This is a genomic window from Caulobacter vibrioides (assembly GCF_002310375.3).
In the GTDB taxonomy this organism is placed as follows: domain Bacteria; phylum Pseudomonadota; class Alphaproteobacteria; order Caulobacterales; family Caulobacteraceae; genus Caulobacter; species Caulobacter vibrioides_D.
On record NZ_CP023315.3, the window covers coordinates 4,039,767 to 4,065,608 of the forward strand.

At 67.8% G+C, this 25,842-nt stretch carries 31 protein-coding genes; 15 read left to right on the forward strand and 16 right to left on the reverse strand.

All coding sequences use genetic code 11. The annotated features are described in order from the left end of the window. Window positions 1-40: 40 nt before the first annotated feature. On the reverse strand, window positions 41-1,003 hold the full coding sequence (gene mdh / locus CA606_RS19210; RefSeq protein ID WP_096053075.1) for a malate dehydrogenase: 963 nt from the start codon (window positions 1,001-1,003) through the stop codon (window positions 41-43). Between the two features lie 147 nt (window positions 1,004-1,150). On the opposite strand from mdh, the gene CA606_RS19215 reads away from it, so the two are divergent. Then, entirely contained in the window at window positions 1,151-2,197 is a 1,047-nt protein-coding gene (locus CA606_RS19215; RefSeq protein ID WP_096053074.1) for a MaoC family dehydratase, read from the forward strand. Beyond that, window positions 2,190-2,615: an HIT domain-containing protein gene (locus CA606_RS19220; protein ID WP_096053073.1), complete on the forward strand. Its 426-nt coding sequence runs from the start codon at window positions 2,190-2,192 to the stop codon at window positions 2,613-2,615. The genes CA606_RS19215 and CA606_RS19220 overlap by 8 nt, the downstream gene beginning before the upstream one ends. On the opposite strand, the gene CA606_RS19225 is transcribed toward CA606_RS19220, so the two are convergent. After that, the gene (locus tag CA606_RS19225; RefSeq protein WP_233282168.1) at window positions 2,612-3,796 is read right to left on the reverse strand and encodes a hypothetical protein; all 1,185 of its coding nucleotides are present in this window, start codon (window positions 3,794-3,796) and stop codon (window positions 2,612-2,614) included. The genes CA606_RS19220 and CA606_RS19225 overlap by 4 nt on opposite strands. Beyond that, window positions 3,678-4,565, reverse strand: coding sequence for an HpcH/HpaI aldolase/citrate lyase family protein (locus tag CA606_RS19230; RefSeq protein ID WP_096053071.1), 888 nt, complete (start codon window positions 4,563-4,565; stop codon window positions 3,678-3,680). The genes CA606_RS19225 and CA606_RS19230 overlap by 119 nt, the downstream gene beginning before the upstream one ends. A gap of 135 nt (window positions 4,566-4,700) precedes the next feature. Between CA606_RS19230 and CA606_RS19235 the strand changes: the two genes are divergently transcribed. Beyond that, window positions 4,701-5,084, forward strand: a complete 384-nt coding sequence (locus tag CA606_RS19235) for a DUF2237 family protein (RefSeq protein ID WP_096053070.1) — start codon at window positions 4,701-4,703, stop codon at window positions 5,082-5,084. On the opposite strand, the gene thpR is transcribed toward CA606_RS19235, so the two are convergent. Together thpR and CA606_RS19245 are read right to left on the reverse strand one after the other, a co-directional pair. Then, window positions 5,085-5,624, reverse strand: coding sequence for an RNA 2',3'-cyclic phosphodiesterase (gene thpR, locus CA606_RS19240; protein WP_096053069.1), 540 nt, complete (start codon window positions 5,622-5,624; stop codon window positions 5,085-5,087). It abuts the gene before it with no gap. A 13-nt stretch (window positions 5,625-5,637) separates the two neighbouring features. Further along, window positions 5,638-6,690: an aldo/keto reductase gene (locus CA606_RS19245; RefSeq protein WP_096053068.1), complete on the reverse strand. Its 1,053-nt coding sequence runs from the start codon at window positions 6,688-6,690 to the stop codon at window positions 5,638-5,640. 201 nt (window positions 6,691-6,891) lie between these two features. Between CA606_RS19245 and CA606_RS19250 the strand changes: the two genes are divergently transcribed. After that, complete coding sequence (locus CA606_RS19250; protein ID WP_096053067.1) at window positions 6,892-7,644, forward strand: Bax inhibitor-1/YccA family protein; 753 nt, start codon at window positions 6,892-6,894, stop codon at window positions 7,642-7,644. A gap of 84 nt (window positions 7,645-7,728) precedes the next feature. Here CA606_RS19250 and CA606_RS19255 read toward each other — a convergent pair whose 3' ends face one another. The 3 genes from CA606_RS19255 to acnA all read right to left on the reverse strand — a co-directional run bounded on the left by CA606_RS19255 (window position 7,729) and on the right by acnA (window position 12,175). Next, window positions 7,729-8,061: a DUF2794 domain-containing protein gene (locus CA606_RS19255; RefSeq protein WP_096053066.1), complete on the reverse strand. Its 333-nt coding sequence runs from the start codon at window positions 8,059-8,061 to the stop codon at window positions 7,729-7,731. A gap of 523 nt (window positions 8,062-8,584) precedes the next feature. Beyond that, a complete protein-coding gene (locus CA606_RS19260) occupies window positions 8,585-9,319 on the reverse strand; it encodes a DUF1223 domain-containing protein (RefSeq protein WP_096053065.1) in 735 nt (244 codons plus the stop codon). 168 nt (window positions 9,320-9,487) lie between these two features. Next, entirely contained in the window at window positions 9,488-12,175 is a 2,688-nt protein-coding gene (acnA, locus tag CA606_RS19265) for an aconitate hydratase AcnA (protein ID WP_096053064.1), read from the reverse strand. A gap of 183 nt (window positions 12,176-12,358) precedes the next feature. Between acnA and ccmA the strand changes: the two genes are divergently transcribed. Continuing rightward, the gene (ccmA, locus tag CA606_RS19270; RefSeq protein WP_096053063.1) at window positions 12,359-12,973 is read left to right on the forward strand and encodes a heme ABC exporter ATP-binding protein CcmA; all 615 of its coding nucleotides are present in this window, start codon (window positions 12,359-12,361) and stop codon (window positions 12,971-12,973) included. Further along, on the forward strand, window positions 12,970-13,635 hold the full coding sequence (gene ccmB / locus CA606_RS19275; RefSeq protein ID WP_096053062.1) for a heme exporter protein CcmB: 666 nt from the start codon (window positions 12,970-12,972) through the stop codon (window positions 13,633-13,635). Before ccmA ends, ccmB begins: the two co-directional genes overlap by 4 nt. A gap of 114 nt (window positions 13,636-13,749) precedes the next feature. Here the strand turns inward: ccmB and CA606_RS19280 are convergent, their stop codons facing one another. Continuing rightward, a complete protein-coding gene (locus CA606_RS19280) occupies window positions 13,750-14,643 on the reverse strand; it encodes a DMT family transporter (RefSeq protein WP_096053061.1) in 894 nt (297 codons plus the stop codon). 220 nt (window positions 14,644-14,863) lie between these two features. Between CA606_RS19280 and CA606_RS19285 the strand changes: the two genes are divergently transcribed. The 4 genes from CA606_RS19285 (at window position 14,864) to CA606_RS19300 (ending at window position 17,033) form a co-directional block, all read left to right on the forward strand. Further along, window positions 14,864-15,517, forward strand: coding sequence for a Spy/CpxP family protein refolding chaperone (locus CA606_RS19285; RefSeq protein ID WP_096053060.1), 654 nt, complete (start codon window positions 14,864-14,866; stop codon window positions 15,515-15,517). A gap of 99 nt (window positions 15,518-15,616) precedes the next feature. Then, entirely contained in the window at window positions 15,617-16,360 is a 744-nt protein-coding gene (locus CA606_RS19290; protein WP_096053059.1) for a heme ABC transporter permease, read from the forward strand. Next, window positions 16,357-16,524: a heme exporter protein CcmD gene (gene ccmD, locus CA606_RS19295; protein ID WP_096053058.1), complete on the forward strand. Its 168-nt coding sequence runs from the start codon at window positions 16,357-16,359 to the stop codon at window positions 16,522-16,524. The genes CA606_RS19290 and ccmD overlap by 4 nt, the downstream gene beginning before the upstream one ends. Then, window positions 16,521-17,033: a DsbE family thiol:disulfide interchange protein gene (locus CA606_RS19300; RefSeq protein WP_096053057.1), complete on the forward strand. Its 513-nt coding sequence runs from the start codon at window positions 16,521-16,523 to the stop codon at window positions 17,031-17,033. Before ccmD ends, CA606_RS19300 begins: the two co-directional genes overlap by 4 nt. Before the next feature lie 3 nt (window positions 17,034-17,036). Here the strand turns inward: CA606_RS19300 and CA606_RS19305 are convergent, their stop codons facing one another. Then, window positions 17,037-17,420, reverse strand: coding sequence for a hypothetical protein (locus tag CA606_RS19305; RefSeq protein ID WP_096053056.1), 384 nt, complete (start codon window positions 17,418-17,420; stop codon window positions 17,037-17,039). 117 nt (window positions 17,421-17,537) lie between these two features. Here CA606_RS19305 and CA606_RS19310 point away from each other — a divergent pair, with 117 nt between their 5' ends. After that, a complete protein-coding gene (locus CA606_RS19310) occupies window positions 17,538-17,813 on the forward strand; it encodes a hypothetical protein (protein ID WP_096053055.1) in 276 nt (91 codons plus the stop codon). Window positions 17,814-17,818: 5 nt separating this feature from the next. Here the strand turns inward: CA606_RS19310 and CA606_RS19315 are convergent, their stop codons facing one another. The 3 genes from CA606_RS19315 to ftsY all read right to left on the reverse strand — a co-directional run bounded on the left by CA606_RS19315 (window position 17,819) and on the right by ftsY (window position 20,048). Continuing rightward, complete coding sequence (locus CA606_RS19315; RefSeq protein ID WP_096053054.1) at window positions 17,819-18,379, reverse strand: MarR family winged helix-turn-helix transcriptional regulator; 561 nt, start codon at window positions 18,377-18,379, stop codon at window positions 17,819-17,821. Between the two features lie 100 nt (window positions 18,380-18,479). Beyond that, entirely contained in the window at window positions 18,480-19,103 is a 624-nt protein-coding gene (locus CA606_RS19320) for an inner membrane-spanning protein YciB (protein ID WP_096053053.1), read from the reverse strand. Between the two features lie 3 nt (window positions 19,104-19,106). Further along, the gene (gene ftsY, locus CA606_RS19325) at window positions 19,107-20,048 is read right to left on the reverse strand and encodes a signal recognition particle-docking protein FtsY (protein ID WP_096053052.1); all 942 of its coding nucleotides are present in this window, start codon (window positions 20,046-20,048) and stop codon (window positions 19,107-19,109) included. A 91-nt stretch (window positions 20,049-20,139) separates the two neighbouring features. Between ftsY and CA606_RS19330 the strand changes: the two genes are divergently transcribed. The 4 genes from CA606_RS19330 (at window position 20,140) to CA606_RS19345 (ending at window position 22,818) form a co-directional block, all read left to right on the forward strand. Further along, window positions 20,140-20,790, forward strand: coding sequence for a trimeric intracellular cation channel family protein (locus CA606_RS19330; protein WP_096053051.1), 651 nt, complete (start codon window positions 20,140-20,142; stop codon window positions 20,788-20,790). A 252-nt stretch (window positions 20,791-21,042) separates the two neighbouring features. After that, window positions 21,043-21,501: a tellurite resistance TerB family protein gene (locus CA606_RS19335; protein ID WP_096053050.1), complete on the forward strand. Its 459-nt coding sequence runs from the start codon at window positions 21,043-21,045 to the stop codon at window positions 21,499-21,501. Further along, complete coding sequence (locus CA606_RS19340; RefSeq protein ID WP_096053049.1) at window positions 21,498-21,680, forward strand: hypothetical protein; 183 nt, start codon at window positions 21,498-21,500, stop codon at window positions 21,678-21,680. The genes CA606_RS19335 and CA606_RS19340 overlap by 4 nt, the downstream gene beginning before the upstream one ends. 136 nt (window positions 21,681-21,816) lie before the next feature. Further along, entirely contained in the window at window positions 21,817-22,818 is a 1,002-nt protein-coding gene (locus CA606_RS19345; protein ID WP_181242695.1) for a TerC family protein, read from the forward strand. Here CA606_RS19345 and mtaB read toward each other — a convergent pair. From mtaB to dapF, 3 genes are read right to left on the reverse strand one after another with little or no spacing between them, the layout of a single operon-like run. Next, on the reverse strand, window positions 22,815-24,143 hold the full coding sequence (mtaB, locus tag CA606_RS19350) for a tRNA (N(6)-L-threonylcarbamoyladenosine(37)-C(2))-methylthiotransferase MtaB (RefSeq protein ID WP_096053047.1): 1,329 nt from the start codon (window positions 24,141-24,143) through the stop codon (window positions 22,815-22,817). The two genes, CA606_RS19345 and mtaB, sit on opposite strands and share 4 nt — an antisense overlap. Next, on the reverse strand, window positions 24,140-25,063 hold the full coding sequence (locus tag CA606_RS19355) for an SDR family NAD(P)-dependent oxidoreductase (protein ID WP_181242696.1): 924 nt from the start codon (window positions 25,061-25,063) through the stop codon (window positions 24,140-24,142). Before CA606_RS19355 ends, mtaB begins: the two co-directional genes overlap by 4 nt. After that, window positions 24,976-25,842, reverse strand: coding sequence for a diaminopimelate epimerase (gene dapF, locus CA606_RS19360; RefSeq protein ID WP_096053045.1), 867 nt, complete (start codon window positions 25,840-25,842; stop codon window positions 24,976-24,978). The genes CA606_RS19355 and dapF overlap by 88 nt, the downstream gene beginning before the upstream one ends.

A 25,842-nucleotide genomic window follows, 5' to 3' on the forward strand; every position in this document is an offset into this window, starting at 1 on the left:
GTGAGGAGCCGCCCTTCATCGTTCTGGGATCGAGGTTCGCTTAGACCAGCGAGCTGTCGATGGCCTTGCAGGCTTCCATCAGGCCCTTAACCGAGGCGACCGAAGCGGCGAACATCGCCTTTTCTTCGTCGTTGGTTTCGAACTCGACGATCTTCTCGGCGCCGCCGGCGCCGATGACGACCGGCACGCCGACATAGAGGCCGTCCAAGCCGTACTGGCCGGTCAGGTAGGTGGCGCACGGCAGGACGCGCTTCTTGTCCTTCAGGTACGAGGTCGCCATGGCGATGGCGCTCTCGGCCGGGGCGTAGAAGGCCGAGCCGGTCTTCAGCAGGGCGACGATCTCGCCGCCGCCCTTGCGGGTGCGCTCGACGATGGCGTCCAGCTTCTCTTGGGTCAGCCAGCCTTGCTTGACCAGTTCGGGCAGCGGCAGGCCGCCGACCGTCGAGTGACGGACCATCGGGACCATGTCGTCGCCGTGACCGCCCAGGGTCCAGGCGTGGATGTCTTCCACCGAGACGCCGGTGGCTTCGGCCAGGAAGTAGGCGAAGCGGGCCGAGTCGAGGACGCCGGCCATGCCGATGACCTTTTCCTTGGGCAGGCCCGAGAACTGCTGCAGGGCCCAGACCATCGCGTCCAGCGGGTTGGTGATGCAGATGACGAAGGCGTTGGGGGCGTGCTGCTTGATGCCTTCGCCGACGGCCTTCATGACCTTCAGGTTGATACCCAGCAGGTCGTCGCGGCTCATGCCCGGCTTGCGCGGCACGCCGGCGGTCACGATGCAGACGTCGGCGCCGGCGATGTCAGCGTAGTCGTTGGCGCCCTTCAGGGCCACGTCCTTGCCGAACACGGCCGAGGCTTCGGCGATGTCCAGCGCCTTACCCTGCGGGGTGCCTTCGGCGATGTCGAACAGGATCACGTCGCCCAGCTCTTCGCGAGCGGCGATGTGGGCCAGGGTGCCGCCGATCATGCCGGCGCCGATAAGGGCGATCTTCGCGCGAGCCATGGGGTCTCCATCAAGGCTGTTGACAGTGAAATCTCGGGGCGCGGTCTAGACCCGTAGCGGCCCCGCCTCAAGCCCTCTTTCCCGTTTCGCTGCACTGCGGCAAAGTCGACTGAACAACGATAATGAGCGCCAGGGGCGAGGGGCATGATGAGCAAGACCGATCCGGGGAACTATTTCGAGGATTTCCGACTGGGGCAAAGGCTGGTTCACGCCACGCCGCGCACGGTCACGGCGGGCGACGTCGCGCTCTACACCGCCCTCTACGGCCCCCGGTTCTCGCTGTTTTCGTCGGACGCCTTCGCCCAAGGGTGCGGCCTTATGTCCGCCCCCGTCGATCCGCTGATCGCGTTCCATGTGGTGTTCGGCAAGACGGTGCCCGACATCAGCCTGAACGCCGTGGCGAACCTCGGATACGCCGAGGGCCGCTTCCTGGCCCCCGTCTTTCCGGGCGACACCCTGAGCGCCGCCTCGGACGTGATCGGGCTGAAGGAAAACTCCAACCGCAAGACCGGGGTCGTCTATGTCCGCACCACCGGCGTGAACCAGCGCGGCGAGGCGGTGCTGAGCTATGTGCGCTGGGTGATGGTTCGTAAGCGCGACGCCGAGGCGGAGGTCGTCGAGCAGGCGGTTCCGTCCCTGGCCGGCGCGGTCGCTCCGGCTGACCTCGTGCTGCCGCCCGGTCTAGATTTCTCCGGCTATGACTGGTCGCTGGCCGGTGCGCCGCACGCCTTCGAGGACTATGCGATCGGCGAGAAGATCGACCATGTCGACGGCATGGCGGTGGAAGAGGCCGAGCATCAGATGGCCACGCGCCTGTGGCAGAACACCGCCAAGGTGCACTTCAACCAGTTCGAGCGCGCCAAGGACCCTTCCGGCAAGCGCCTGGTGTATGGCGGCGTGGTGATCTCGACGGCCAAGGCGCTGTCGTTCAACGGCCTGCAGAACGCCGGTCTGATCCTGGCCATCAATGGCGGCCGTCACGTCGCCCCATTCTTCGCCGGCGGTACGGTGTTCGCCTGGAGCGAGGTGCTGGACAAGGCCGATCTTGGCGCTGCGGGCGCCTTGCGCCTGCGCCTGGTGGCGACCAAGGACCGCCCCTGCGACGACTTCCCGGACAAGGACGCCGAGGGCGCCTACAACCCGGCCGTGATCCTTGATTTCGACTATTGGGCGGCGGTTCCCAAGCGTGGCTGAGTTCGTGCTGGATCCAGCCTTCGTGGCGACCTCGCACGCGGTGATCGACCTGCCGCTTTGCGAGGTTCGGCTGCAGGATGACGCCCGCTATCCTTGGCTGGTGCTGATCCCGCGCCTGCCGGGGCTAAGGGAGCTGGAGGATCTGAGCACGAGCGATCGCGCCCAGCTTCTCGAAGAGACCATCCGCGCCGGATCAGCCGTGCGCGCGATCGGGGCGAGGCTGGAGCTCGCCGTCGCGAAGCTGAACATCGGGGCCCTGGGCAATGTCACCGCCCAGCTGCACGTTCACGTCGTCGGACGGCGCAGCGACGATCCCGCATGGCCAGGACCGGTCTGGGGCCATAGTCCCGCAACAGCTTATGACGCGGCGACCCGCAAGGCGGCCATCGCTGCGGCGCGCGAAGTCTTGGCCCCCTAACGCTTCTTTTTCGCGCTCTTGGCCGCCGTCGCCTTGCCTTTGCCCTTGCGGGCGGCGGTGGCCTTGGCCTTGCCCTTCTTGCCGGCCGAGGCCTTGGTCTTCTTGGCGGCGGCGGCGCACTTGGCCTTGGCGGCCTTCAGCGCTTTGCCCTTCTTGCCCTTGGTCGAGCAGACGGCCTTGGCGGCGGGCGCGGGGCGGCTGGCGGCGACGCGCGGCGGCCAGACATAGGGGCCGCGCCCCTGCGCCTCATAGCCTGGTGGGGCCTGAGGCAGGATCCGCTCGGCCTGCACCGCCAGGCTGGAGCCGCTCTCATAGAGCTCGCCCGACCAGAACTCGTATCCCGCCCGGCGAAGGGTCAGCACGGCCGAATCGCCACCGCGCGGGCTAAACCGGGCGATGATCAGGTCGCCGTCCTGTCGCAAGTCGTCGATCAGGCCCGTAGAGCCCACCGAACCGGGCCGCCGCACGTCACGCCAGGCGCCTTCCAGTTCGCTCGCGCCGCCGGCCTTGTCGACAATCTGAAGCGCAAAAAGCTGCGTCCCATCGGCGCCGGTGACCTTCCAGCTGCCGTCCAGCGGACCTTGCAGGTTCTGAGCGGCCGCGACGGAGCCCTTGACGCGCAACTCGTAGATCTGGGCGGTCGTCATATAGGCGCCGGGCGTCGTCGGCGCCTCGGGCTCGGGCGGCGGGATCGGCAGGATGCGGCCGCGACGGCGCGGCGCAGGCGCGCTCGCCGTCTCGGCCGTCTCTTCGTCCAGGGCCTGGGCGCTCTGGGCGATCAGATCGGCCAGCGGATCGAGGGCTTCCGGCACTTGAGCAGGGTCCACCGTCGGCGGGACCGCCTGCGGCGCCGTACTGACCGGCGCATCGGAGACCGACGGGGTCGGAGCGGTCGGCCGGGCGCCGGGCGGGCCGCTCTGGGTCCCGAAGGTCGGCACATAGTCCGAGAGCGGGGGCATCGTCGGGGTCTGCTGCTGCGCCAGCGCGGGGCTGGCGACCAGGACGACGGAAAGAACGATAGCCCGCATAGAAACCTTCAACCGCCGCCTAACCTTGGGTCGCCTAACCTTGGGCAGACCGTCCCGAGATGGCCTCCGCCACCGCGACAAGACGCTCTGCCTGCGCCAGATGCAAGCGTTCGGCCATCTTTCCATCCACTCGCAGAGCGCCTTTGCCCGCATTTTCGGGCGCGTTGAAGGCCGCGATGACCGCAAGGCTCCAGGCCACGTCCTCGGGCGAGGGCGAGAAGACGCGATTGCAGATTTCCAGGTGCTTGGGATGGATCAGGGTCTTGCCGTCGAAGCCGAAATCGACGCCCTGCACGCAGACCGCCTCCAGGGCCGCCAGGTCCTCGATATCGTTGTGCACGCCGTCCAGGATCATCAGTCCGTGGGCCCGGGCGGCCGCGACCGACAAGGTCAGCAGGGGCAGGAACGGCGCGCGGTCCGGGGTCTGGCGGGCCCGCATCTCCTTGGCGAAATCATTGACGCCCATGACCCAGGCCGAAAGACGCGTGCCATGCTTGGCCTCGGCGATCTCCCACAGATGGAAGGCCGCCTTCGCCGTCTCGATCATGGTCCACAGGCGCGTGCTGGGCGGGGCGGCGCTAAGGTGCTGGTCATAGAGGCGCACGTCGGCCGCGTCATTGACCTTGGGCACGAGCACCGCGTCAGGACCAGCCTCGGCCGCAGCGGCGAGGTCTTCCGCACCCCAGGGCGTATCGATGCCATTGACCCGGATGACCACCTCGCGCGACCCGAACCCGCCCGCCTTGACCGCCGCCACGGCCGCATCGCGCGCCGCCGGCTTCATTTCGGGGGCCACCGCGTCTTCCAGGTCTAGAATGATGACGTCGGCGTCGAGGTTGCGGGCCTTTTCGACCGCCTTGGCGTTGGAGGCGGGCATGTAGAGGGCGCTGCGGCGCGGGCGGTTGGCTTGGGCGGTGGTCATTGGAACTCCCCTGCGGTCTTTTATGCTTTGCGGCGACCTTAGCATTGCTGCGACGCAGCAGAAGCCTTCCCGATCAAATCATCGCCACGGGGAGGCGGCTTGTCGCTCGGCGGTCCTGAGCGCAGGATCGCGTCCATGACCACCGCTCGCTATGACAAGACCGCCAAGAACGTGCTCGGCCAGGAGCTGGTCCCCTGCTCGTTCGATCCGGTGACGGGTTTCTATCGCAACGGCTGCTGCGAGACCGGCCCGCACGATCTGGGGCTGCACACCGTCTGCGCCGTGATGACCAGCGAGTTCCTGGCCTTCTCGAAAGCCCAGGGCAACGACCTCTCGACCCCGCGGCCGGAGATGGCCTTTCCGGGCCTGAAGCCGGGCGATCGCTGGTGCCTTTGCGCGGGGCGCTGGAAGGAGGCGCTGGACGCCGGCATGGCGCCGAAGGTCGTGCTGGAGGCGACGCACGAAGAGATGCTGGCCGTCGTGCCGCTGGGCGTGCTCAAGGACCACGCCAAGGCCTGATCAGAGTCCGAGCGGGTACTCGCGCTCCAGCCGATAGGCCGAGCCTTCGCGCGTCTGCCAGCTGGAATAGAGGCCGAAGCGATCGACCCTGAACGCGGGCGAGCGCAGCAGGTTGTTGGCCTGCAGCCATGAGCCGACCTCGGGAACCGAGGGCCGCTTCAGGTAGGCCAGTGTCACGTGCGGGGTATAGAGGCGGCTCTCCGGCTTGAGGCCTGCGGCTCGAGCCGCGCGCTCATGGCCTTTCTGCAGCTGGCGGAGGGCCGCGCTCTCGGCAACGCCCGCCCAGACCGCGTGGAGGTCGGCGCCCTCGCCGAAACAGCCCGCGCCGGCCAGCTCCAGATCGAAGGCCGGCGAAACGATCTGCGCCAGCGCCTCATCGAGGTCGGCCGCGACATCCTCGGCCACGTCGCCGACGAACCGCAGGGTGATGTGAAACGCCTCCAGAGGCCGCCAGCGCGCACCCTCGATCCCGGCCTGCCGGGGCAGCAGGCCTTGGCCGATCTGCGGCGGGATGGTGATGGCGGTGAAGAGGCGGATCATGTCGCGGGCGGGCCTAGGGGCAGGGATTGGGGTGACGCAGGTGGATGGCCTCGACGGCCTTTTCCAGCGCGTCGGTCCAGGCGATGTCGAAGGCGTCGATATTGGTCTTCAGCTGATCCATCGAGGTGGCGCCGATGATGGTGGCGGTGACGAACGGCCGCGCATCGCAGAACTTCAGGGCCAGCTGAGCCGGGTCGAGGCCATGGGCGCGGGCCAGATCGACATAGTCCCGGAACGCCTCAAGCGCGCCCGGACCCTCATAGCGCTGCATGCGGTCATAGAGCGCCTTGCGCGAGCCCGCCGGCAGGGCGCCGTCCAGGTACTTGCCCGTCAGCTGGCCCTGGGCCAGGGGGGAATAGGCCAACAGGCCCACCTGCTCGCGCATGGCGATCTCGGCCAGGCCGTATTCGAAGGTGCGGTTGGCCAGGTGGTAGGCGTTCTGGATCGAGGCGATGCGCGGCAGGCCGCGCGTATCGCTCTCAGACAGGAAGCGCATCACGCCCCAGGGAAACTCGTTCGAGACCCCGACATGGCGGATATTGCCCTTCTGAACATGGGCGTCCAGCGCCAGCAGGATGTCGCCGAAGCTCTCGAATTCGAGGCTGTAGTCCTTGAAGGTCTGGCCGCCGAACACCCGCACCCGGCGATCAGGCCAGTGCAGCTGATAAAGATCCAGATAGTCGGTCCCCAGGCGACGCAGCGAGCCCTCGACCGCCTCGTCGATCTGGGCCTTGGTCTGACGCGTGACGGCGCCGTCCTTCCGTAGCCACGGCAGGCCGCCGAACGCCGCGCCTTGGCCGGCGACCTTTGAGGCGAGCACGATCTCCGAGCGCTTTCCGGTCTTGCGCAGCCACGAGCCGATATAGGTCTCGGTCAGGCCCTGGGTCTCGGGATTGGGCGGGCTGGCGTAGAGTTCGGCCGTATCCCAGAAGTTCACGCCCCGGCTCAGCGCATAGTCCATCTGCTCATGGGCCTCGGCCTCGGAGTTCTGCGAACCCCAGGTCATGGTCCCAAGGCAGCAACGCGACACCATCACGTCCGTCCGGCCAAGCTTGGCGTATTCCATCGGGGATGCCTCTTTTTCGCGGGACCAGCGTTGTAGGAGGGCGCACGGGCGCATCGCAAGATGGACGCTAGGAAAGGCATGCCCGTCCTGCTTTCGCGAACGCATACCATGAACGCACCGGGTGGGGGATTGCGTCCCGGCGCGCGACACACGATATTCGAGGAGCGTCCATGGTGGACGCCTAGCTCAAGGGCTTTTTCGATGAACGACTTCAACCGCGGCTATGCGCGCTCGATCCCGGCGGATCGCGCCGACATGTCGGTTGACGCCGGCCTGCGCAAATTCATGCTCGGCGTCTACAACAAGGTGGCGCTGGGTCTGGTGGTATCCGGCGCTCTCGCCTACGCCACCTCGTCCGTCCCGGCTGTCCGCGACCTTCTGTTCGTGGTGCAGGGCGGCCGTCTCGCCGGCGTGACTCCTCTCTACATGGTGGTGGCCTTCGCGCCGCTGGTTCTGATGCTGGTCGCGGGCTTCGCGATGCGCAACCCCAAGCCCCAGACGGCCGGCGCGTTGTACTGGACGATCGTCTCGCTGATCGGCGCGTCGCTGGGTTCGGTGATGCTGCGCTACACGGGCGAGTCGGTCGCGGCGACCTTCTTCGTGACCGCCACGGCGTTCGGCGGCCTCAGCCTGTTTGGTTACACCACCAAGAAGGACCTGACCGGCTTCGGCAGCTTCCTGATGATGGGCGTGATCGGCCTGGTCGTCGCCTCGCTGGTCAGCATCTTCCTGAAGAGCCCCGCGCTGATGTTCGCCATCAACGTGCTGGGCGTGTTCATCTTCTCGGGCCTGATCGCCTATGACACCCAGCGCCTGAAGATGACCTATTACGAAATGGGCGGCGACCGCGCGTCCATGGCGGTGGCGACTAATTTCGGCGCGCTGAGCCTCTACATCAACTTCATCAACCTCTTCCAGTTCCTGCTGTCGTTCCTGGGCGGCAACCGGGACTAAGATGAAAGAGTTCATCGCCAAGCGATGACGCAGGGCCCCGGCGGATCACCGCCGGGGCTTTTTCTTCGCCGGTCGCCCGGCGGTTCAGTCGATGACCGAGAACTTGCCCTTCTCGAAGACGCGCAGCACCAGGGCCAGCTCATGGCCGCGCTTGAGGATCTGGCCGCCTTGGCCATAGACGGCCCAGGCGCCTTGCTTGCGCGCCAGAGCCGGGCGCTTTTCCACCCGGTAGAGCGGCGCCTCGGCCGCATGGCGAAAGATGGAAAACACGGCGCTTTCGGATAGCCCCGCGATGCCGTAGTCGCGCCACTCCCCCGCCGCCACCATGCGGCCGTAGAGGCGCATCAGCTGGTCGAGCTCGCGCCGCTCGAAGAAAACAACGCCGCCGACGGGCGCGGATGACGACTCCAAAGCCATCGTTGGAATCTAGCGCTAAATCGGCGGATTGAAACCATCCGTGTCGCGACGGTCACGTCCGCCCGAAATGCTACGCCCCTGTCACGGTGCGCCCCGATATCACCTTAATTCGGTCGTTCGCCCGCCCGTTTGCAGGTCGATAACACTCATGTCGGCTGATCGGACGCCCTGTGGTCCAGGATCCTGAACAGCCCCCCCAGCCCCCCAGATCATGGGCCGGTCAGCCGACAAACCTATACCCCCCGAGATGAGCCCGCGCGGACCTCCCCCCACCGCGCGGGCTTTTTCGCGCGTCGCGTACGGCCAGCGCCGCAAGAGGGTCACACCCCGCCGTGAAACGACCTTGTTTTGGTCGATCCCCCGCCCGGTTAGGCCGCGATAAGAGAAGGGTCGAAAGCGACCGGACCGGGTCCTGACCAGCCCCCCCAGCCCTCCCGGTCACCAACCGTCGTCTTCGGCTTGCAAAGGACCCGCGCGGCTCGTCCCCTCCAGCCGCGCGGGTTTCCTTGTCCGTTTTTCGGAATCAGCGCTTGGCGTCGCTGGGGCTCTGCAGGACGCCCAGGATCCGGCCGCCCTTGGCGCCCTGGACCAGCACCACCGTCACCAGATCCGCGTCGTTGGCCGCAGGCAGGCGATAGAGCTTGGGCTTGCCGGCCCAGGGGCCCAGCCGCACCAGTTCGCGGACGACATTGCGGTGAACCAGGGTCTGACCCTTGTTGTCGCCGCGCTTGATGGCGATGTCCTGCTCGCGCGGGTCGTAGCGCACCAGCCAGACCTCGCCGCCGCCGCGCGGAGCCGGACCCGAACCGACCGCGACGCGGGCCGCGCCGATGAACTGCATGTCCGGCGGGTTCAGGCGAGCGCGAGCGGCCGTCTTCACCAGGTCCTCGACCGCTTCGGCCTTGGTTCCCGAGGCCTGAACGCGGCCGGCCACGACCATCTGCGGGGTGGGCACGTCGCGCAGGGCGAACTTCTTGGCGTAGGCGCGCTGGCGTTCGGCGAAGACCGGCTTGGCGAAGGTGTCCTTCCAGCCCAGATAGTCCCAGTAGTCGACCGCATAGGTCAGGGCCAGGACCCCGTCCTGCTTGGCGAGGTCGGCGGCGACCTGATTGGCCTTGCCGCACGACGAGCAGCCTTGAGCCGTAAAGAGCTCGACCACCACGGGCGGTTTTTGAGCCCACGCGACACCCCCCCACGACAGGGTGGCGACGACGCCGGACAAAACCAGGCTGAACAGGGAAAGGGCGGCCTTACGCATTGAGCGCACTTAAGCCAAGAACGCCCCGCTTAGCCGTTCACGAGGCCGTGAATAGCGGTGTCATATGGGGAGAAAGCGAGCCGACACCGTTGTCAGTTCGCGCCACACACGAAAACGGCCGGCCCCGCGAGGGACCGGCCGCCTTTTCGGGTCGCTTGAACGCGCGGCTTAGTCGGCCTTGGCCAGGTTCCGCAGCACGTAGTTCAGCACGCCGCCGTTCTTGAAGTACTCAAGCTCGGTCGGGGTATCGATGCGGCAACGCACCGGGAAGCGGGCGATGCGGCCGTCGGTCGGGCGGTAGAGCTCGACGATCAGCTGCTTGCGCGGCGCCAGGTCCGTCAGACCACGGATCGAGACAATCTCCTCGCCGGTCAGCTCCAGCTTCTGCCAGCCGTCCTGAACGAACTGCAGCGGCAGCACGCCCATGCCGACCAGGTTCGAACGGTGGATGCGCTCGAAGCTCTCGCAGATCACCGCACGGACGCCCAGGAGCTTGGTGCCCTTGGCGGCCCAGTCACGCGACGAACCGGTGCCGTATTCCTTGCCACCGAAGACGACCGCCGGGCGGCCTTCGTCCTGGTACTTCATGGCCGCGTCGTAGATCGACATCACTTCGCCGGTCGGGAAGTGCTTGGTCACGCCGCCTTCGATGTCCGGCGTGATCTTGTTGCGGATCCGGATGTTGGCGAACGTGCCGCGCATCATCACCTGGTGGTTGCCGCGACGCGCGCCGTAGCCGTTGAAGTCCACCGGCTGCACGCCTTGGTCGATCAGGTACTGACCCGCCGGGCTGGACGCCTTGATCGAACCGGCCGGGCTGATGTGGTCGGTGGTGATCGAGTCGCCGAAGACGGCCAGGATGCGGGCTTCCACGATGTCGGTCACCGGAGCCGGCGTCATCGACATGTTGGGGAAGTACGGCGGGTTCTGGACGTAGGTGGAGTCGGCTTCCCAGGCGTAGGTCTGGCCGCCGGTCACGTTGATGCCTTGCCAGTTCTTGTCGCCCTTGAAGACATCGCCATAGCGGGTGGCGAACATCTTCTCGTTGATCGCCTTGCGCTGCAGGGCGGCGATGTCCTCGTTCGAAGGCCAGATGTCCTTCAGGAAGACGTCATTGCCCTTCTTGTCCTTGCCGATCGGCTGGGTGGCCAGGTCGATCTTCAGGGTGCCGGCCAGGGCGTAGGCCACCACCAGCGGCGGCGAAGCCAGGTAGTTGGCGCGCACGTCCGGGTTCACGCGACCTTCGAAGTTACGGTTGCCCGAGAGCACCGAGCAGGCGACCAGATCGTTGTCGTTGATCGTCTTGCTGATGGCTTCCGGCAGCGGGCCCGAATTGCCGATGCAGGTCGTGCAGCCATAACCCACCAGGTTGAAGCCCAGCGCGTCGAGGTGCTTGGTCAGGCCGGCCTTGGCCAGGTAGTCGGTGACCACCTGCGAGCCAGGCGCCAGCGAGGTCTTCACCCACGGCTTGGCCTTCAGGCCCTTGGCGACCGCGTTCTTGGCCAAGAGGCCGGCGGCGATCAGCACCGAGGGATTGCTGGTGTTGGTGCACGAGGTGATGGCCGCGATGACCACGTCGCCGTGGCCGACGTCGAAGTCTTCGCCTTCGACCGGGGCGCGCAGCTCGGGGTTCTCGGCCTTGCCGAACTCACCGGCCAGCGACTCGGCGAACTTGGCGGCGGCGTCCGAGAGCAGCACGCGGTCTTGCGGACGCTTCGGGCCAGCCAGCGACGGCAGGACGGTCGACAGGTCGAGTTCCAGGGTGTCGGTGAAGGTCGGCTCGGCGACGCCGGGCTCCCACCACAGGCCCTGCTCCTTGGCGTAGGCTTCGACCAGGGCGACGCGCTCGGCCGTGCGGCCGGTGCCCTTTAGATAGGCGATGGTCGAGGCCGAGATCGGGAAGAAGCCGCAGGTGGCGCCGTATTCCGGAGCCATGTTGGCGATGGTCGCCTGGTCTTCCAGGGTGAGGTTGGCCAGGGCGTCGCCGTAGAATTCGACGAACTTGCCGACCACGCCCTTCTTGCGCAGCATCTGGGTGACGGTCAGCACCAGGTCGGTGGCCGTCGCGCCTTCCGGCATGGCGCCGGTCAGCTTGAAGCCGATGACTTCCGGGATCAGCATCGGGATCGGCTGGCCCAGCATCGCGGCCTCGGCCTCGATGCCGCCCACGCCCCAGCCCAGGACGGCCAGGCCGTTGACCATGGTGGTGTGGCTGTCAGTGCCGACGACGGTGTCGGGATAGGCGACCTGTTCGCCGTCGACTTCGTTCGTCCAGACGGTCTGAGCCAGGTACTCGAGGTTCACCTGGTGACAGATGCCGGTGCCGGGCGGCACGACGCGGAAGTTGTTGAACGCCGACGAGCCCCAACGCAGGAAGCGGTAACGCTCGATGTTGCGCTCATACTCGCGCTTGACGTTGGCGTCGTAGGACTTCGCGTCGCCGAAGTTGTCGACCATCACCGAGTGGTCGATCACCAGATCGACGGGGTTCAGCGGGTTGATCTTGGCCGGGTTGGCGCCCAGGGCGACCATGGCGTCGCGCATGGCGGCCAGGTCGACGACGGCCGGAACGCCGGTGAAGTCCTGCATCAGCACGCGCGCGGGGCGGAAGCTGATCTCGTGCTCGACCGAGCCCTTGTTGTTCACCCAGGCGGCGACCGCCTTCAGGTCGTCTTCGCTGACGGAGACGCCGTCCTCGTTACGCAGCAGGTTCTCGAGGAGCACCTTCATCGAGACCGGCAGCGAGGAAACGTCGGCAAGACCGGCTTCCTCGGCGGCGCGAAGGCTGTAATAGACGTAAGACTGTTTGCCGACCTTGAGCTCGCGGCGGGCTTTGAGGCTGTCCACAGACGCCATTTTCAAGGATCCTTCTCTGTCCACGGCCGCCCGAAAACCACTCCCGGAATCACGCGCAGATCGGAAGGGACACACAGGTTCCGCCTCCGCGCCGCGTACCACCCTGAACGACTGGAGGGGGGCGACCGGCCGCTTCTTAGCGCCGCCGTCGACCAACGTCCATGTTACGTGCGGGGTCTTGGTGTGTTGAGAGCTGTTCTCATTAAGGATCTGGCGATCTCGCGCGGCGAGCGAACGCTGTTTTCCAAGCTGGATCTGACACTTCACGCCGGTGAGGCCGCGACCCTGGTGGGACGAAATGGCGCGGGTAAGACCAGCCTCTTGCGCGCCGTGGCCGGTCTTTTGCGTCCCGCCGCCGGCGCGATCACCTTCGAGGGCGCGAACGGCGCGGTCGAGGCGGACACCGCGCGCGCCGAATATCTGCACATGCTGGGTCACCAGGATGGTCTGAAGTCGAGTCGCACGGCCTGGGAGGAACTCCGCTTCCAGACCCTGTGGACCGGCGGGACCGAGGACAGCGCCCGCGCCGCCGCCCAGCGATTCGACCTACGCCGCCTGCTGGATCTGGAGGTGCGACGCCTCTCCGCCGGTCAGCGCCGCCGCCTGGCCCTGGCGCGCCTGGCGGCCAGCCCGCGCTCGCTTTGGCTTCTGGATGAACCCATGGCCCCGCTGGACGTGGGCCAACGCACCGCGTTCGGCGCGGTGATGGCCGAACACATCGCACGTGGCGGAATGATCCTGGCCTCGGTCCACGATCCGCTGCCCATCCCGGCCCGCAGCGTCGAGGTCGGCGCATGAGGGCGTTCGCGATCCTGCTGCGGCGAGAGCTGGCCCTGGCCTGGGGCAAGGGCGGCGGCGCCCTGCTGGCCCTGACCTTCTACGCCTGCGTCGTGGTGCTCTTGCCCATGGCGTCCGGCCGCGCGCCCGAGCGCCTGGCCGCCATCGCCCCGGGCATCGCCTGGCTGGCCCTGGCCCTGGCGGCGCTGCTGTCGCTCGAGCGTCTGTTCGAGCGCGACTACGAGGACGGGACGCTCGACCTTCTGGCCATGGGACCCGCGCCGCTGGAGGCCGTGGCGGTCGCCAAGTGCCTGGCCCAATGGCTGGCGACCGGCGCCCCGCTGGCGCTGGCCGCACCCTTGGCCGCGCTGATGCTGGGCGCGGACCTCAAGGTCATGCCGCTGCTGGTGCTCTGCGCCCTGGCCGGCGGCCTGGCCTTCGCCTTCCTGGGCGGCCTCGGCGCGGCCCTGGCCCTGGGCAGCAAGCGCGGCGGCCTGCTGGTGGCGGTGATCGTGCTGCCGCTGTTCGCGCCGCCGGTGATCTTCGGCGCCGGCGCGCTGGACGGCTATGCGGCGGGTCTGCCCTGGACCGGCGGGCTCTTTCTTCTGCTGGCCTATTGCGCCGGCGCGGTGGCGCTCTCGCCGCTCGCCATGGGCGCAGCCTGCCGCAACGCGCTGGATTGAGCCGATAGACTGTCATCCCGGCCAAGCGCAAAGCGCGCGGAGCCGGGACCACCGGAAACTCAGAGCCTGCCGCGGTCCCAGCTCTCCGCTGCGCTGCGGCCGGGATGACAGCTTTTACGGCGTCGGCGCGACCGTAGCCTGGATCTCGCCAGGCTTGGCCTGCCGCTCGCCCATCACCACCGCGAAGCTGCCGCCGATGATCAGCAGGCCGCCGGCGAACAAGGCGGCGGTCAGGTGGTCGCCGAACAACAGGACGCCGCAGGCCGCGCCCATCAGCGGCTCGATATTGATGAACACCCCGGCGCTGGCCGCCCCGACCTGGGCTGCGCCATACTGCCACGCGGCGGTCGCCAGCAGGGTGGCCAGGACGCCCTGGGCCAGGATCGCGGTCCAGGCCGGCGCGCTGAGCGCCAGCTTCGGCGGACCGTGCATGATGAGCGCGATCGGCAGCACCACCAGCGCGGCGACGATGATCGACACCGCCGGAATAGCCATCGGATTGGGCGCGGGCGGCGCGCGGCGCACCACCAGCAGCCAGGTCAGGAACAGAAACAGCGCCGCGATCGACAAGGCCACGCCTAGCGGCGAACTGGCGCCGTCGGGCTTTCCCGCGATCAGGGCCGCGCCCAAGGTCGCCGCCGCCACCCCGACCCAGGACAGACGCGAGACCTTCTCGCCCAGCACCCGGGCGCTGATGGCGATCAAGGCCGGCATGGCGCCGACCAGAAGCGCCGCGACCGTGACGCTGACATGGGCGAGGCCCTCGAACTGGACCATGAACGCCACGCCATAGAGCGCGCCGGAAAGCAGCACGATCGGCGAGCGGAACAGCGCCCGGACCTCTGGCCGACGAAGGGCGAACGGCGCGGCGGCCACGGCGGCCACCAGGAAGCGCAACAGCACCATGTGGGCCGCGTCGGTCTCGCGCAGGATCATCTTGCCCGTGGGAAAGCCAAGCCCCCAGCTGATCCCAGCCAGGGCGAGCGCGACAAAGGCGAGCGACTTCATGCGGACTCCGGCCCGAAAGGTTAGGCCGGGCGATGGCACGGCGCGCGAGGCTTTTCTAGGGGAAGCCGCGCCCGGATCTGTCAGCTGGCGCGATCCGCGGGAGCGAACACTGTTACCCGTTTCAGGCAAACATGTAGATTTGTTCATGAACTCGGACATTTTCGCGCCATAACCTGATGGCCAAGCTCCAGCTTCAAGTTACGACAGGGAGCTCACAACCATGCGTAAGACAACGACCCGCCTGGTCTTCGCCAGCGCAGCCATCTCCACCTTGATCGCCGGCGCGGCCCTCGCGCAGATCCCGGCTCCGCCCCCGCCACCCGCGCCGCCGGCGCCACCCGAAGCGCCTCTGCCGCCGCTGCCCCCCATGCCGATGGACGGCATGATGGCCATGGTCGGCCCCGGCATGGACATGATGATGATGCGCCATGGGCGCCCGGCCGATCCGGAAAAGCGCGCCCAGCGTCTGCGCGACGTCCTGCAGCTGCGTCCCGACCAGGACGGCGCGCTCAAGGCCTTCGTCGCGGCGACGACCCCGAAGATCGAGATCAAGCGTGACGTCGTCAAAAAGGAAAAGGGCGACAAGAACGACGGCGACAAGATGGAATGGACCGAGCGCGCGCCGATGACCACGCTCGAGCGCCTCGACCGCATGACCAAGGCCGCCGACGCCATGAAGACGCGCGCCGAGGCCACCCGCGCCTTCTACACCGCCCTGACGCCGAGCCAGCAAAAGACCTTCGACGTGCTGGGCATGGGCGAGGACGGCATGGGCGAAGGGGGACGCGTCTTCGTGCGTCGCTTCGACGCCAAGGGCCCTGCCATGTTCAAGGGCGGCGATCGCAGGGTGATCATCCAGCGCAAGATCGGCTGAGCTTAGCTTTGCGGCGGAAGCGGCTCACGACGCGGGCTGCTTCCCCTCCGTAGCGATACGGCCATTGCCCAGGCGCGCCGGCCGCACTAAGCAGCCTGCATGGACGCCCGCCACACGTTCGATTTCCTGACCAACCCCGAGCGGTTCATGGCCTTCTCGCGCTGGGCCGCGCCCTGGCTTGGGGGTCTGTCCGCCGTCGCCGCCGTCATTGGCCTGACCCTGACCTTCATGGTCCCCGAGGACTATCAGCAAGGCGATACGGTGCGGATGATGTTCATCCATATCCCGGCCGCGTCGCTATCGATGTTCATCTATCTTTGCCTCGGGATCGCCAGCCTGTTGTCGCTGGTCTACCGGCATGTGCTGGCCGATCTGGCGGCGCAGGCCTGCGCGCCGATCGGCGCGGTCTACACCGTCCTGGCCCTGATCACCGGATCGCTGTGGGGCCGGCCGATGTGGGGGACCTATTGGGTCTGGGATGCGCGCCTGACCTCGGTGCTCGTCCTGTTGCTGTTCTATCTGGGCTACATGGCCCTGCGCGGCGCGCTCGAGGACGAACAGAAGGCCGCGCGTTCGGCCGCCATCCTGGCCCTGGTCGGCGTGATCAACCTGCCCGTCGTCAAGTTCTCGGTCGACTGGTGGAACACCCTGCATCAGGGCTCCTCGACCTTCTTCGCCGACAAGGGCGACCACCTGCCGGCGATCTACGCCTGGCCCGCGGCCTTCATGGCCCTGGCCTATCTGGGCGGCTTCGGGGCGCTGTGGCTGGTGCGCATCCGGGCGCTGGTCTGGCGGCGCAAGGCGCGGAGCCTGTCGCTGAAGCTGGCGGAGGGCGCGCGATGAACTTCGACTTCGACGCCGGCAAGCACGCCATCTATCTGTGGCCCGCGTTCGCGGTGTCGGCGGCGGCGTTCGCCTGGCTGATCGCCGACAGCGTCTTGGCGTCCCGCCGCTGGCGCCGGGAAGCCGAGCGCCTGCAGGCCGAGCTGGACGAGACTCGCCCGTGAAGCGCTGGCTCGCCTTCGCGCCGCTGATCGTGCTGGCGGCCTTGGCGGTCCTGTTCGCGGGCTACGCGCTCAAGCGCGATCCTCGGGTTCAGCCCCAGGCCCTGGTCGGAAAGCCCATGCCTGCTCTGGCCCTGCCCGATCTGGACAGCGGCCGCGACGTCCCGCTGCGCCAGGCCGGCGACGGCCCGATCCTGGTGAACTTCTTCGCCTCCTGGTGCGCGCCCTGCGAGGTCGAGCATCCGCAGCTGATGGCGCTGAAGGCGCAGGGCGTCAGTGTAGTCGGGATCGCCTACAAGGACGCGCCCGCCAACACCCAGGCGTTCCTGACGCGGCTGGGCGATCCCTTCACCGCCAAGCTCATCGATCGCGACGGACGGGCGGGCCTTGAGTTTGGCGTTACCGGCGTGCCGGAAACCTATCTCGTCGGCCCCGACGGGGTGATCCTCGCCAAGCACACCGGCCCGCTGACGCCCGACGCGGCCGAGGATCTGCTGCGCAAGGCCAACTAGCCGCTATTTGACGCAGGTCTTGGGCGAGGCCGCCTCGCGCCGGAGCCCCGCCATCATCGTGCGCGCTTCGGCGTTCGAGATCGCGCGCAAGGGTCCGCGCCCTTCACCCAGTTGGTAAGTGCAGTCGAGCAGCTTGAACGGCGGCTTCTCATCGGTGGGGTGGCGCTCGATCAGCATCCGGTCGCTCGAGGCCCAGACCGAGGTCACCTCGGTGATCAGGGCCTTGCGGTCCGGCGTCCGAACCCATGTCTCGCCCTTGCCGCCGACCGACACCTGGTAGCCGTTGGCCAAGACCTGATGGGTGGGCAGCATCGAACGCACCATCGCGGCGATGAACACCGCGACCGCGCCGAGCACGACCAGAAAAATGATCTTCTGCCGGTTCATGGGGCCTCCCGTCGTGCCGTGTCGCGCCAGGTGCGCTTTCAGGTCGCGGAGCTACCGCGTTAACCCGGCGTTGACCATACTCGCCGACCCTTCATTAACCATGTTAGTCTGCGAGTCATGAGCACCGTCCGCCCCGCCGGTTGGCCCACCGTCCCGTCGAAGACGACCTCGACCCCCGCCGCGGGTCCGGGGCCCACGACACGCGCCGCGTTCTTCCAGGCGGCCTTGGGCGACGCCGCGCCGACCCGTCCGGCGGCCGCGCCCTCTACGGTGCAGATGCAGACCATGGCCCAGCCGCAGCAGCGCCAGGCCCCGGCAAAGCCGTTCGTGCAGCCGGACACCCAGCCCACGAGGATCCTGCGGCCCGGCTCGCTGTTGAATATCGTGGTCTAAGCCCGTCAGGCCGCTTTCTTGGCGGCCTTGTCCTTCTTGGGCTTCTTGTCCTTCTTGGGCTTTTCGGCCTTCGGCGCCTTGACCTTCTTGGCCTTGGGCTCGGCTTCGGCCGGATGAAGCTCCGCGCCCGCCATATCGGACAGCAGATCCAGGAAGCCGTCACGCTTGCTGGGCTTTAGCAGCGCCAGGATGCGCGCGTCGGCCATGGCGACCATCGGACGGATCGCCTCCAGCGCTTCGCGGCCGGCGTCGGTCAGGCGCACGCTGTTGGCGCGCGCGTCTTCGCTGCTGCGCTGCCGCTCCAGATGGCCCTTGGTGATCATGCGGGCGACCATGTCAGCCAGGGTCGAACGGTCGATCCCCGTGGCGCGGACCAGAGCGGTCTGAGTGACGCCCTCGTTCTCGGCCACGGCCGCCAGGACGGCGAACTGGCGCTGGGTCACCCCGGCGTCGCCGCACTCTTCGGCGTAGATGTCGAGCGCCAGTTGCAACACGCGATGCAGTAAGTGACTGGGGGAGCGCTCCAAAAGACCTGCGCCCAGCTTGTCGCCCTTGCCCTTGGCCATTGCCGCAGCCCCCTGCTCGCGCGGCCCTCCTCGGCCGACGGACAAAGACTAACATCGGAACGCGTCGGTTTGACGACAACGGTCCGTGGACGGTCGAAACCTAGAAGCCGGCGTCCGGGGGCTCGGCGCCCTTGGGGTCATCGCCCTTGGCCATGTGCTTCATCATGAAGGGCAACTGGGTGGCGACGAACACCAGGGCCAGCGGCAGCAGGGCCAGACGGAACTTGACCCAGGTGTCGGTGTCCTGGGTGTTGCGGACCACCTCGTTGGCGATGGCCACGAAGGCGAAATAGCCGCCGTAGCGTAGCGTGAGCGTGCGCCACGCCGCCTCAGGCAGATGCAGGGCCTCGCCCATGATCACCTTCAGAGGCTGGCGTTTCATCAGCACGCCGCCGATCAGGAAGCTGGCGAGCGCCAGGTTGATCACCGTCACCTTGATCTTCACGAACACGTCGGATTGGAAGATCAGGCCCAAGGCCCCGAAAATCAGCGCCATGCCGCCGAAGAACAACGGCAGCATGGCCAGCCGCCGCTCGACCGCATAGCCGATCGCCAGGGCGGCGGCCGAAGCGGCGACAAGAACCCAGGTCGCGGTCTGGAAGTCCTTGGTGACGAAATAGGCCACGCCGAAGGCGATCGCCGCGCCGTAGTCGACGACCGTCCGCACCCAGCCATTCTTGGGCCGCTTGGCCTCGTGATCGTCCTTTGGCGAAGCTTCGCTCACGGATCAGTCCTTCAGGCCGACGAGCGAGCGCGAAAACGCCCGGGCGTCGAACGGTTGCAGGTCCTCGACGCCCTCGCCGACGCCGATCAGCTTGATCGGGCTGTCGGAGGCGCGCGCCACCGGCACTAGCACCCCGCCCCGCGCGGTGCCGTCCAGCTTGGTCATGACAATGCCCGAAACCCCGACCTGGCCGCCAAAGATCTTTTCCTGCGCCAGGGCGTTACGGCCGACCGTGGCGTCCAGCACCAGGAGGGTCTCATGCGGGTAGTCCGGATCAACCTTCTTCACGACGCGGATGACCTTCAGGAGCTCGTCCATCAGGCCCTGCTTGTTCTGCAGTCGGCCGGCGGTGTCGATCAGCACCACGTCGTAGTGCTCGGCCTTGGCGCGCTCGACAGCCTCATAGGCCAAGGCGGCGGCGTCGGATCCGGTCGGCTTGGACATGAAGTCGGCCCCGGCGCGATCGGCCCAGACCTTCAACTGCTCGACGGCGGCGGCGCGGAAGGTGTCGCCGGCGGCGATCAGCACGCGCGCGCCCTTCTCGGTCAGGTCAGCGGCGATCTTGCCCAGCGTCGTGGTCTTGCCCGAGCCGTTGACGCCGATGAACAGCACCACATAGGGGCGGGGCCCGTTCAGCGGATCAAAGTCGCCCTGACGGTCGGACAGCTCGGCGGCGATCAGCTCGGCCAGGGCCTCCTTGACCTCATCGTCGGTCGACGACTTGCCAAACCGCGCCTTGCCGAAGGCTTCGGTGATGCGCGCAGCGATCTGCGGGCCAAGGTCGGCCTCGATCAGCATCTCCTCGAGGGCGTCCAGTTGCTCCTGGTCCAGGGGCTTCTTGGTGAAGACCCCGGTGACCTGCTCGGTCATCGCCTGGGAAGACCGGGTCAGGCCAGACGTCAGGCGCTGGAACCAGCCTTTTTTCTGATCGGGCTTATCGCTCATCCGCGCCCCTTTAGTCGAACGGGCGAAAGTGTAAATCGGGATTTAACGGTCGATGGTTAGCGCCGCGCTCTGACGCATGCGATGAAGGGGCATGGACTTGCAGCTTGACCCGCTCGGAACTGCGCTTTTCTGGCTCGACTACGCCGCTGCGGCGGTTTTCGGGGCAACCGGCGCCCTCGCGGCCGCCCGACGCAAGCACGATGTCATCACCTTCGGATTCTTCGCCGCCATCACCGGGGTGGGCGGCGGCACGCTCCGGGACCTGCTGATCGGGGCTCCGGTCTTCTGGGTGCAGCGGCCCGGCTACATCCTGGCGTGCCTGGCCGCCGCCACGGTGGTCTGGCTGATGGGCAAGCGCGGCTGGCGGTTTCGGGCCCTGCTGTGGCTGGACGCCCTGGGCATGGCCGCCTACGCCGTCGTCGGCACCGCCAAGGCCCTGGGCCTGGGCGTTCACCCGCTGAGCGCCGTCGTCATGGGCGTCCTGACCACCGCCTTCGGCGGCGTGATCCGCGACGTGCTGGCCGAAGAGCCGAACCTGTTGCTGCGCCGGGAGATCTACATCACGGCCGCCCTGCTGGGCGCAGGGGTGTTCGCCGCGTTGAAGCTGCTGGGCGTTCCGTTCTGGCCGGCCGGGATCGCGGGCTTCGTCGCGGCGTTCGGCCTGCGAGCCTGCGCCATCCTGTTCGGCTGGAGCCTGCCGGGGTTCCACGACGGGGACGAGCGGCCTCCGTCGTCGGCCTGAGCGCGCCTCAGCTGTTGTGACCAGGGCGCCGACGCGTCTGTAAGATTAGCCAACATGCCCCCTTGCGTCCGCTCGCGCTTGATCCAATATCTGAAGTGCGGGCCGGGCCCCTCTGACGACTCTCGCGCTTCAAAAGCGTGATCGTGATGTCGGACCGCGTCGGGTGCGCCCGGCGTCGGGTCCAAGGGTCAAGCCCCCCAAAACCCCGCCAACCCGGTGTCGGGCGCTCCCTCCCAACAGAGGAGAGCACACATGTCCCTTAATCCCATCCACGCCGCGCGCGTGCGGATCGCCGAGACCTGGACCCCCGCGCAGCTGGATCAGCTGGACGCCCTGGTGGCCGTTTGCGCACTGGTCGCCCGCGCCGATGGCTGGGTCACCCCTGACGAGCGCGAGCGCATGTTGGAACGCATGCGCGGTTTGGCGGCGCTGGCGGTGTTCGGCGTCGACGACGCTCTGGAGGCGTTCGAGGCCCTGGAGCGACGCTTCGAGCAGGATCAGGAAGCCGCCCAGTTCGAGGCCGAGATGGCCATCCGACGCCTGCGCGGCCGCCATGACGCGGCTCGGGCGGTGGTCAACGCCGCCTGCGTGGTCGCCGCGTCGGACGGCGGCTTCGACGCCGAGGAGCGGGATGTTCTGCTGCGGGTCTGCGGCCTGCTGTCGCTGAGCCCCGCCCAGTTTGATCTTGTCGCCGAGCGAGGCCGGCGATGAGGGTCGGAACGTCAACCCCCTCGACCTGGGTCGCCCTGAAGATGGCGCAACAGACCCTTGTCCAGGCCGCGTCGCACGCCAGCCAGCCCACCGCCAAGCCGGTGACCGCGCCTGACCGTATCGAACGCGGACCCGCGCCGCGCCCGCTGATGGCGGGCCGGCTGGATATTCGGGCCTAACCGTCCGTCCGACCCTGAACAGCGCGCCGCCAGCCCGGCGGCGCGCTCCCTTTCATGCGGCAAAGGCCAGCGCGGCGGCGATTCCATCGCCGGCGACCGGCGGTGTGCGCGCCGCCCCCTGGCCCGCCGCTCACGATTGAACGAGATCATGGATTTTCTGACCCTGCCGATCATCGGCAAACCGCTGTGGATGTGGGCGGGCTTTATTCTCGGCGTGCTGACGCTGCTGGCGTTCGACCTAGGCGTCGTGCCCGGCCGCAAGCGCGCCCCGCGCGAGATCGGCGTGCGCGACAGCCTGATGATGTCGCTGCTGTACATCAGCCTGGGCCTTGGCTTTGGCGGTCTGGTCTGGATGCAGCTAGGCGCGACGGCGGGCGTCGAGTACCTGACCGGCTTCGTGATCGAGAAGAGTCTGGCGATCGACAACGTCTTCGTCATCGCGCTGATCTTCGGCTTCTTCGCCATCCCTCCGGCCCTGCAGCACCGGGTGCTGTTCTGGGGCGTGATCGGCGTCATCATCCTGCGGGCCATCATGATCGGCGTCGGCGCGGCCCTGGTCAGTCAGTTCGGCTGGGTGCTGTACATCTTCGCCGCCTTCCTGATCATCACGGGCGTCAAGATGCTGTTCGCCGGGGACAAGCCCGTCGACCTGAACAACAACGCCGCGCTGAAGTGGTTGCGACGCGTATTGCCGGTCAGCGACAAGCTGGAAGGCGAGCGCTTCTTCGTGCGGGGCGTGGACAAGCGTACGGGCAAGGTGGCGCTTCTCGCCACGCCGCTGTTCCTGGCCCTGGTGCTGGTGGAGCTGGCCGACCTGGTGTTCGCCGTCGACTCGGTGCCGGCCATCTTCGCCATCACCACCGACCCCTACATCGTCTACACCTCGAACATCATGGCGATCCTGGGCCTGCGGGCGCTGTACTTCGCGCTGGCCGCCGTGCTGCACCGCTTCGCCTATCTGAAGCAGGCGCTGGCCGTGCTGCTGGTGTTCATCGGCGGCAAGATCTTCATCGCCGACGCCCTGGGCTGGGAGAAGTTCCCCGCCGGCCTGTCGTTGTCGATCACCTTCGCCATCCTGGCGTCGGGCGTGGTCTGGTCGCTGTGGAAGACGCGGAACTCGGCGTCGTCTGCGGCCTAAACAGGCTCGGCGAGGGCGCGGGCGCCGTCGTGGCCGACGATCCGGAACGCCTGGATGGCGCCGGGCGTCGCGGCGCCCTCGAAGGCGATCTCGGTGAAGTCCTCGGCGCGCGCCACGCCCGGGCGCTCGACGAGACCGGCCAGCGTGCGGCCGACCTGGGCCTGCAGGTGACGTTCCAGGCCGCGCTGCCCGGCTTCCCGCAGGCGACGGGCGCGATCCTTGATCACCGGCCCCTTCACCGGCGGCATCCGCGCGGCTGGCGTACCGGGGCGGGCGCTGTAGGGGAAGACGTGCAGGAAGGCCAGGCCCGCCTCCTCGACCAGCTTGAGGGTGTTCTCGAAAGCCTCGTCGGTCTCGGTGGGGAAGCCGGCGATCAGATCCGCGCCAAAGGCGGTGTCGGGACGCACACGGCGGACCTCCGAAACGAGTTTCAGCGCGTCCTCGCGGCTGTGGCGGCGCTTCATGCGCTTGAGGATAAGGTTGTCGCCCGCCTGCAAGGACAGGTGCAGGTAAGGCATCAGCCGCGGCTCGGTCTCGAGCAGCTTGAAGAGATCCGGATCAATCTCGGCGGCGTCGATCGACGACAGACGCAGGCGCGGCAGGTCCGGAACCATGCGCAGGATGCGGCCGACCAGCTGGCCCAGCGTCGGCTGGCCCGGCAGGTCCGCGCCCCAGGAGGTGACGTCAACGCCCGTGAGGACGACCTCGCGATAGCCCTCGGCGGCCAGCTTGCGGACCTGCTCGACGACCTCGCCGGCCGGGGCCGAGCGCGAGTTTCCGCGACCATAGGGGATGATGCAGAAGGTGCAGCGGTGATCGCAGCCGTTCTGCACCTCGACATAGGCGCGGGCCCGGTCCTTGAGGCCATCGATCAGGTGACCGGCGGTCTCCTTGATCGACATGATGTCGTTGACCCGCACGCGGGTTGAGGTGTCGGTCAGGGCGCCGGGGGCGGCCTTCTCGGCGTTGCCGAGCACGAGATCGACCTCGGGCATCGCGGCGAAGGCGGCCGGATCCACCTGGGCGGCGCAGCCGGTGACGATGATCCGGGCGCCCGGCCGCTCGCGCCGCGCCTTGCGGATCGCCTGGCGGGCCTGGCGCACGGCCTCGCCCGTCACTGCGCAGGTATTGAACACCACCGCGTCGGAAAGACCGTCCGCCGAAGCGCGGGCCCGCATGGCCTCGCTCTCATAAGCGTTCAGCCGGCAGCCGAAGGTGACGACATCGACGCCGTCCGGCCCCGACAGAGTGGTCGCCGGCCCACCCTCCTCGCCCGCGGCAGGCTGGGGCTTCGGGGTCGCCTTGATGACGGTGTAGGTGGTCACGGCTTGTCGACGCCCGACGAGGCGAAACTGGCGAAGGCGTCCTTCCAGTCGGGGTGCCAGCGCGACAAGGCCGGGCGGTTCTCGATGATGTCGCCCATGGCCCAGGCCATGCGCCGCTCGTCGACCGCGCGGGTGACGTCGTTGTCCGGGCACAGGATGTAGAAGTCGCCGGCCTCGATGCGGGCCAGCATGAAGTGGACCACTTGCTCGGGCGTCCAGGCCGCGTCGGGCTTGTCGCCCGGACCGCGCCTGGTCATGCCGGTGAAGGTGTAGCCGGGGATCAGCAGGTGGGCGGTGACCTGGCAGTCCTCGGTCTGGCGCAGCGTGTGGGCCAGGCCCTCGGTCAGGGCCTTCACCGCAGCCTTGGAGACATTATAGGCCGTGTCGCCAGGCGGCTGGGTGATGCCCTGCTTGGAGCCGGTGTTGATGATCAGGCCGGGACGACCCGACAGGGCCATCTCTTCACCGAACACCTGCACGCCGTTGATCACGCCCCACAGATTGACGTCGAGAATGCGCGACCAGGCGTCGTCGCCGGCAAAGGCGTCGCCGCCGCCGCCGACCCCGGCATTGTTCATCAGCACGTCGACCGCGCCGAACTTTTCGATCGCGACGGCCTTCAGGGCCTCGACCGCCGCACGATCGGCGACATCGGTGGGCACGGCGATCGCGCCGATGGCCTCGGCTTCCTGTTTCAGCTTGCGGCCGGTGACGTCGGCCATGACCACGTTGAGGCCCAGCTCGCGGAAGATCTTGGCGGCGGCCAGGCCGATGCCGTCGGCGGCGCCGGTGATGACGGCCGTCTTGCCGGCGGCAAGGGCAGGATGAAGGCTCATGCGGCGACCAGCTCCGGCAGCTTGCCGGCGTATTCCATGGTGATCGGGCCCGTCATGATCACGTGGCCGTCGCTCTCGCGCCATTCGATGGTCAGGGAGCCCGTGTCAAACTCGACCCGCGCCTTGCGATCGGTCAGGCCGCGACGCACGGCGGCGACCTGGGCCGCGCAGGCGCCGGTGCCGCAGGCCTGGGTGAGGCCCGCGCCACGCTCCCAGACCTTCAGCCGGATATGGTCGCGGCTGGCGATGTGCGCGAAGCCGACATTGACGCCTTGCGGGAACAGCGGATGGTGCTCGACGAGGCTGCCCGTGCCGCGCGCGAAGTCATCGGTGACCGGCGCGTCGACGAAGAACACAACATGCGGATTGCCCATCGAGACGCAGACGGGCGTGTGGACCAGCGGCGCGTCGATCGGTCCGACCTGCAGCTCCACGCGCTCGGTGTTCATCTCTTCGGAGAGGGGGATCTGGGTCCAGTCGAGACCGGGCGGGCCCATGTCGACGGTCACCAGCTTGTCGCCGGCCGCAACACCCGACATACGGCCCGCGACGGTGTCGAAGGCCACGGCGTCCTTTCCGGCCGACTGCATCAGGAGCCACGCGACGCAGCGCGTGCCGTTGCCGCACGCGCCGGCTACTTCCCCGTCCGCATTCCAGAACCGCACATAGGCCGAGGCGCCCGGCGCCTTGGGCGGATCGATGGCGATCACCTGGTCGCAGCCGATCCCGCCTTTGCCATCGACACCGGGCCGCTTGGCGATCGCACGGATCTGCTCAGGGGTCGGATCGAAGGCTTCGGTGAGGGTCTGGATGACGACGAAGTCGTTGCCCAGGCCGTTCATCTTCAGGAAGGTGCGGCTCAT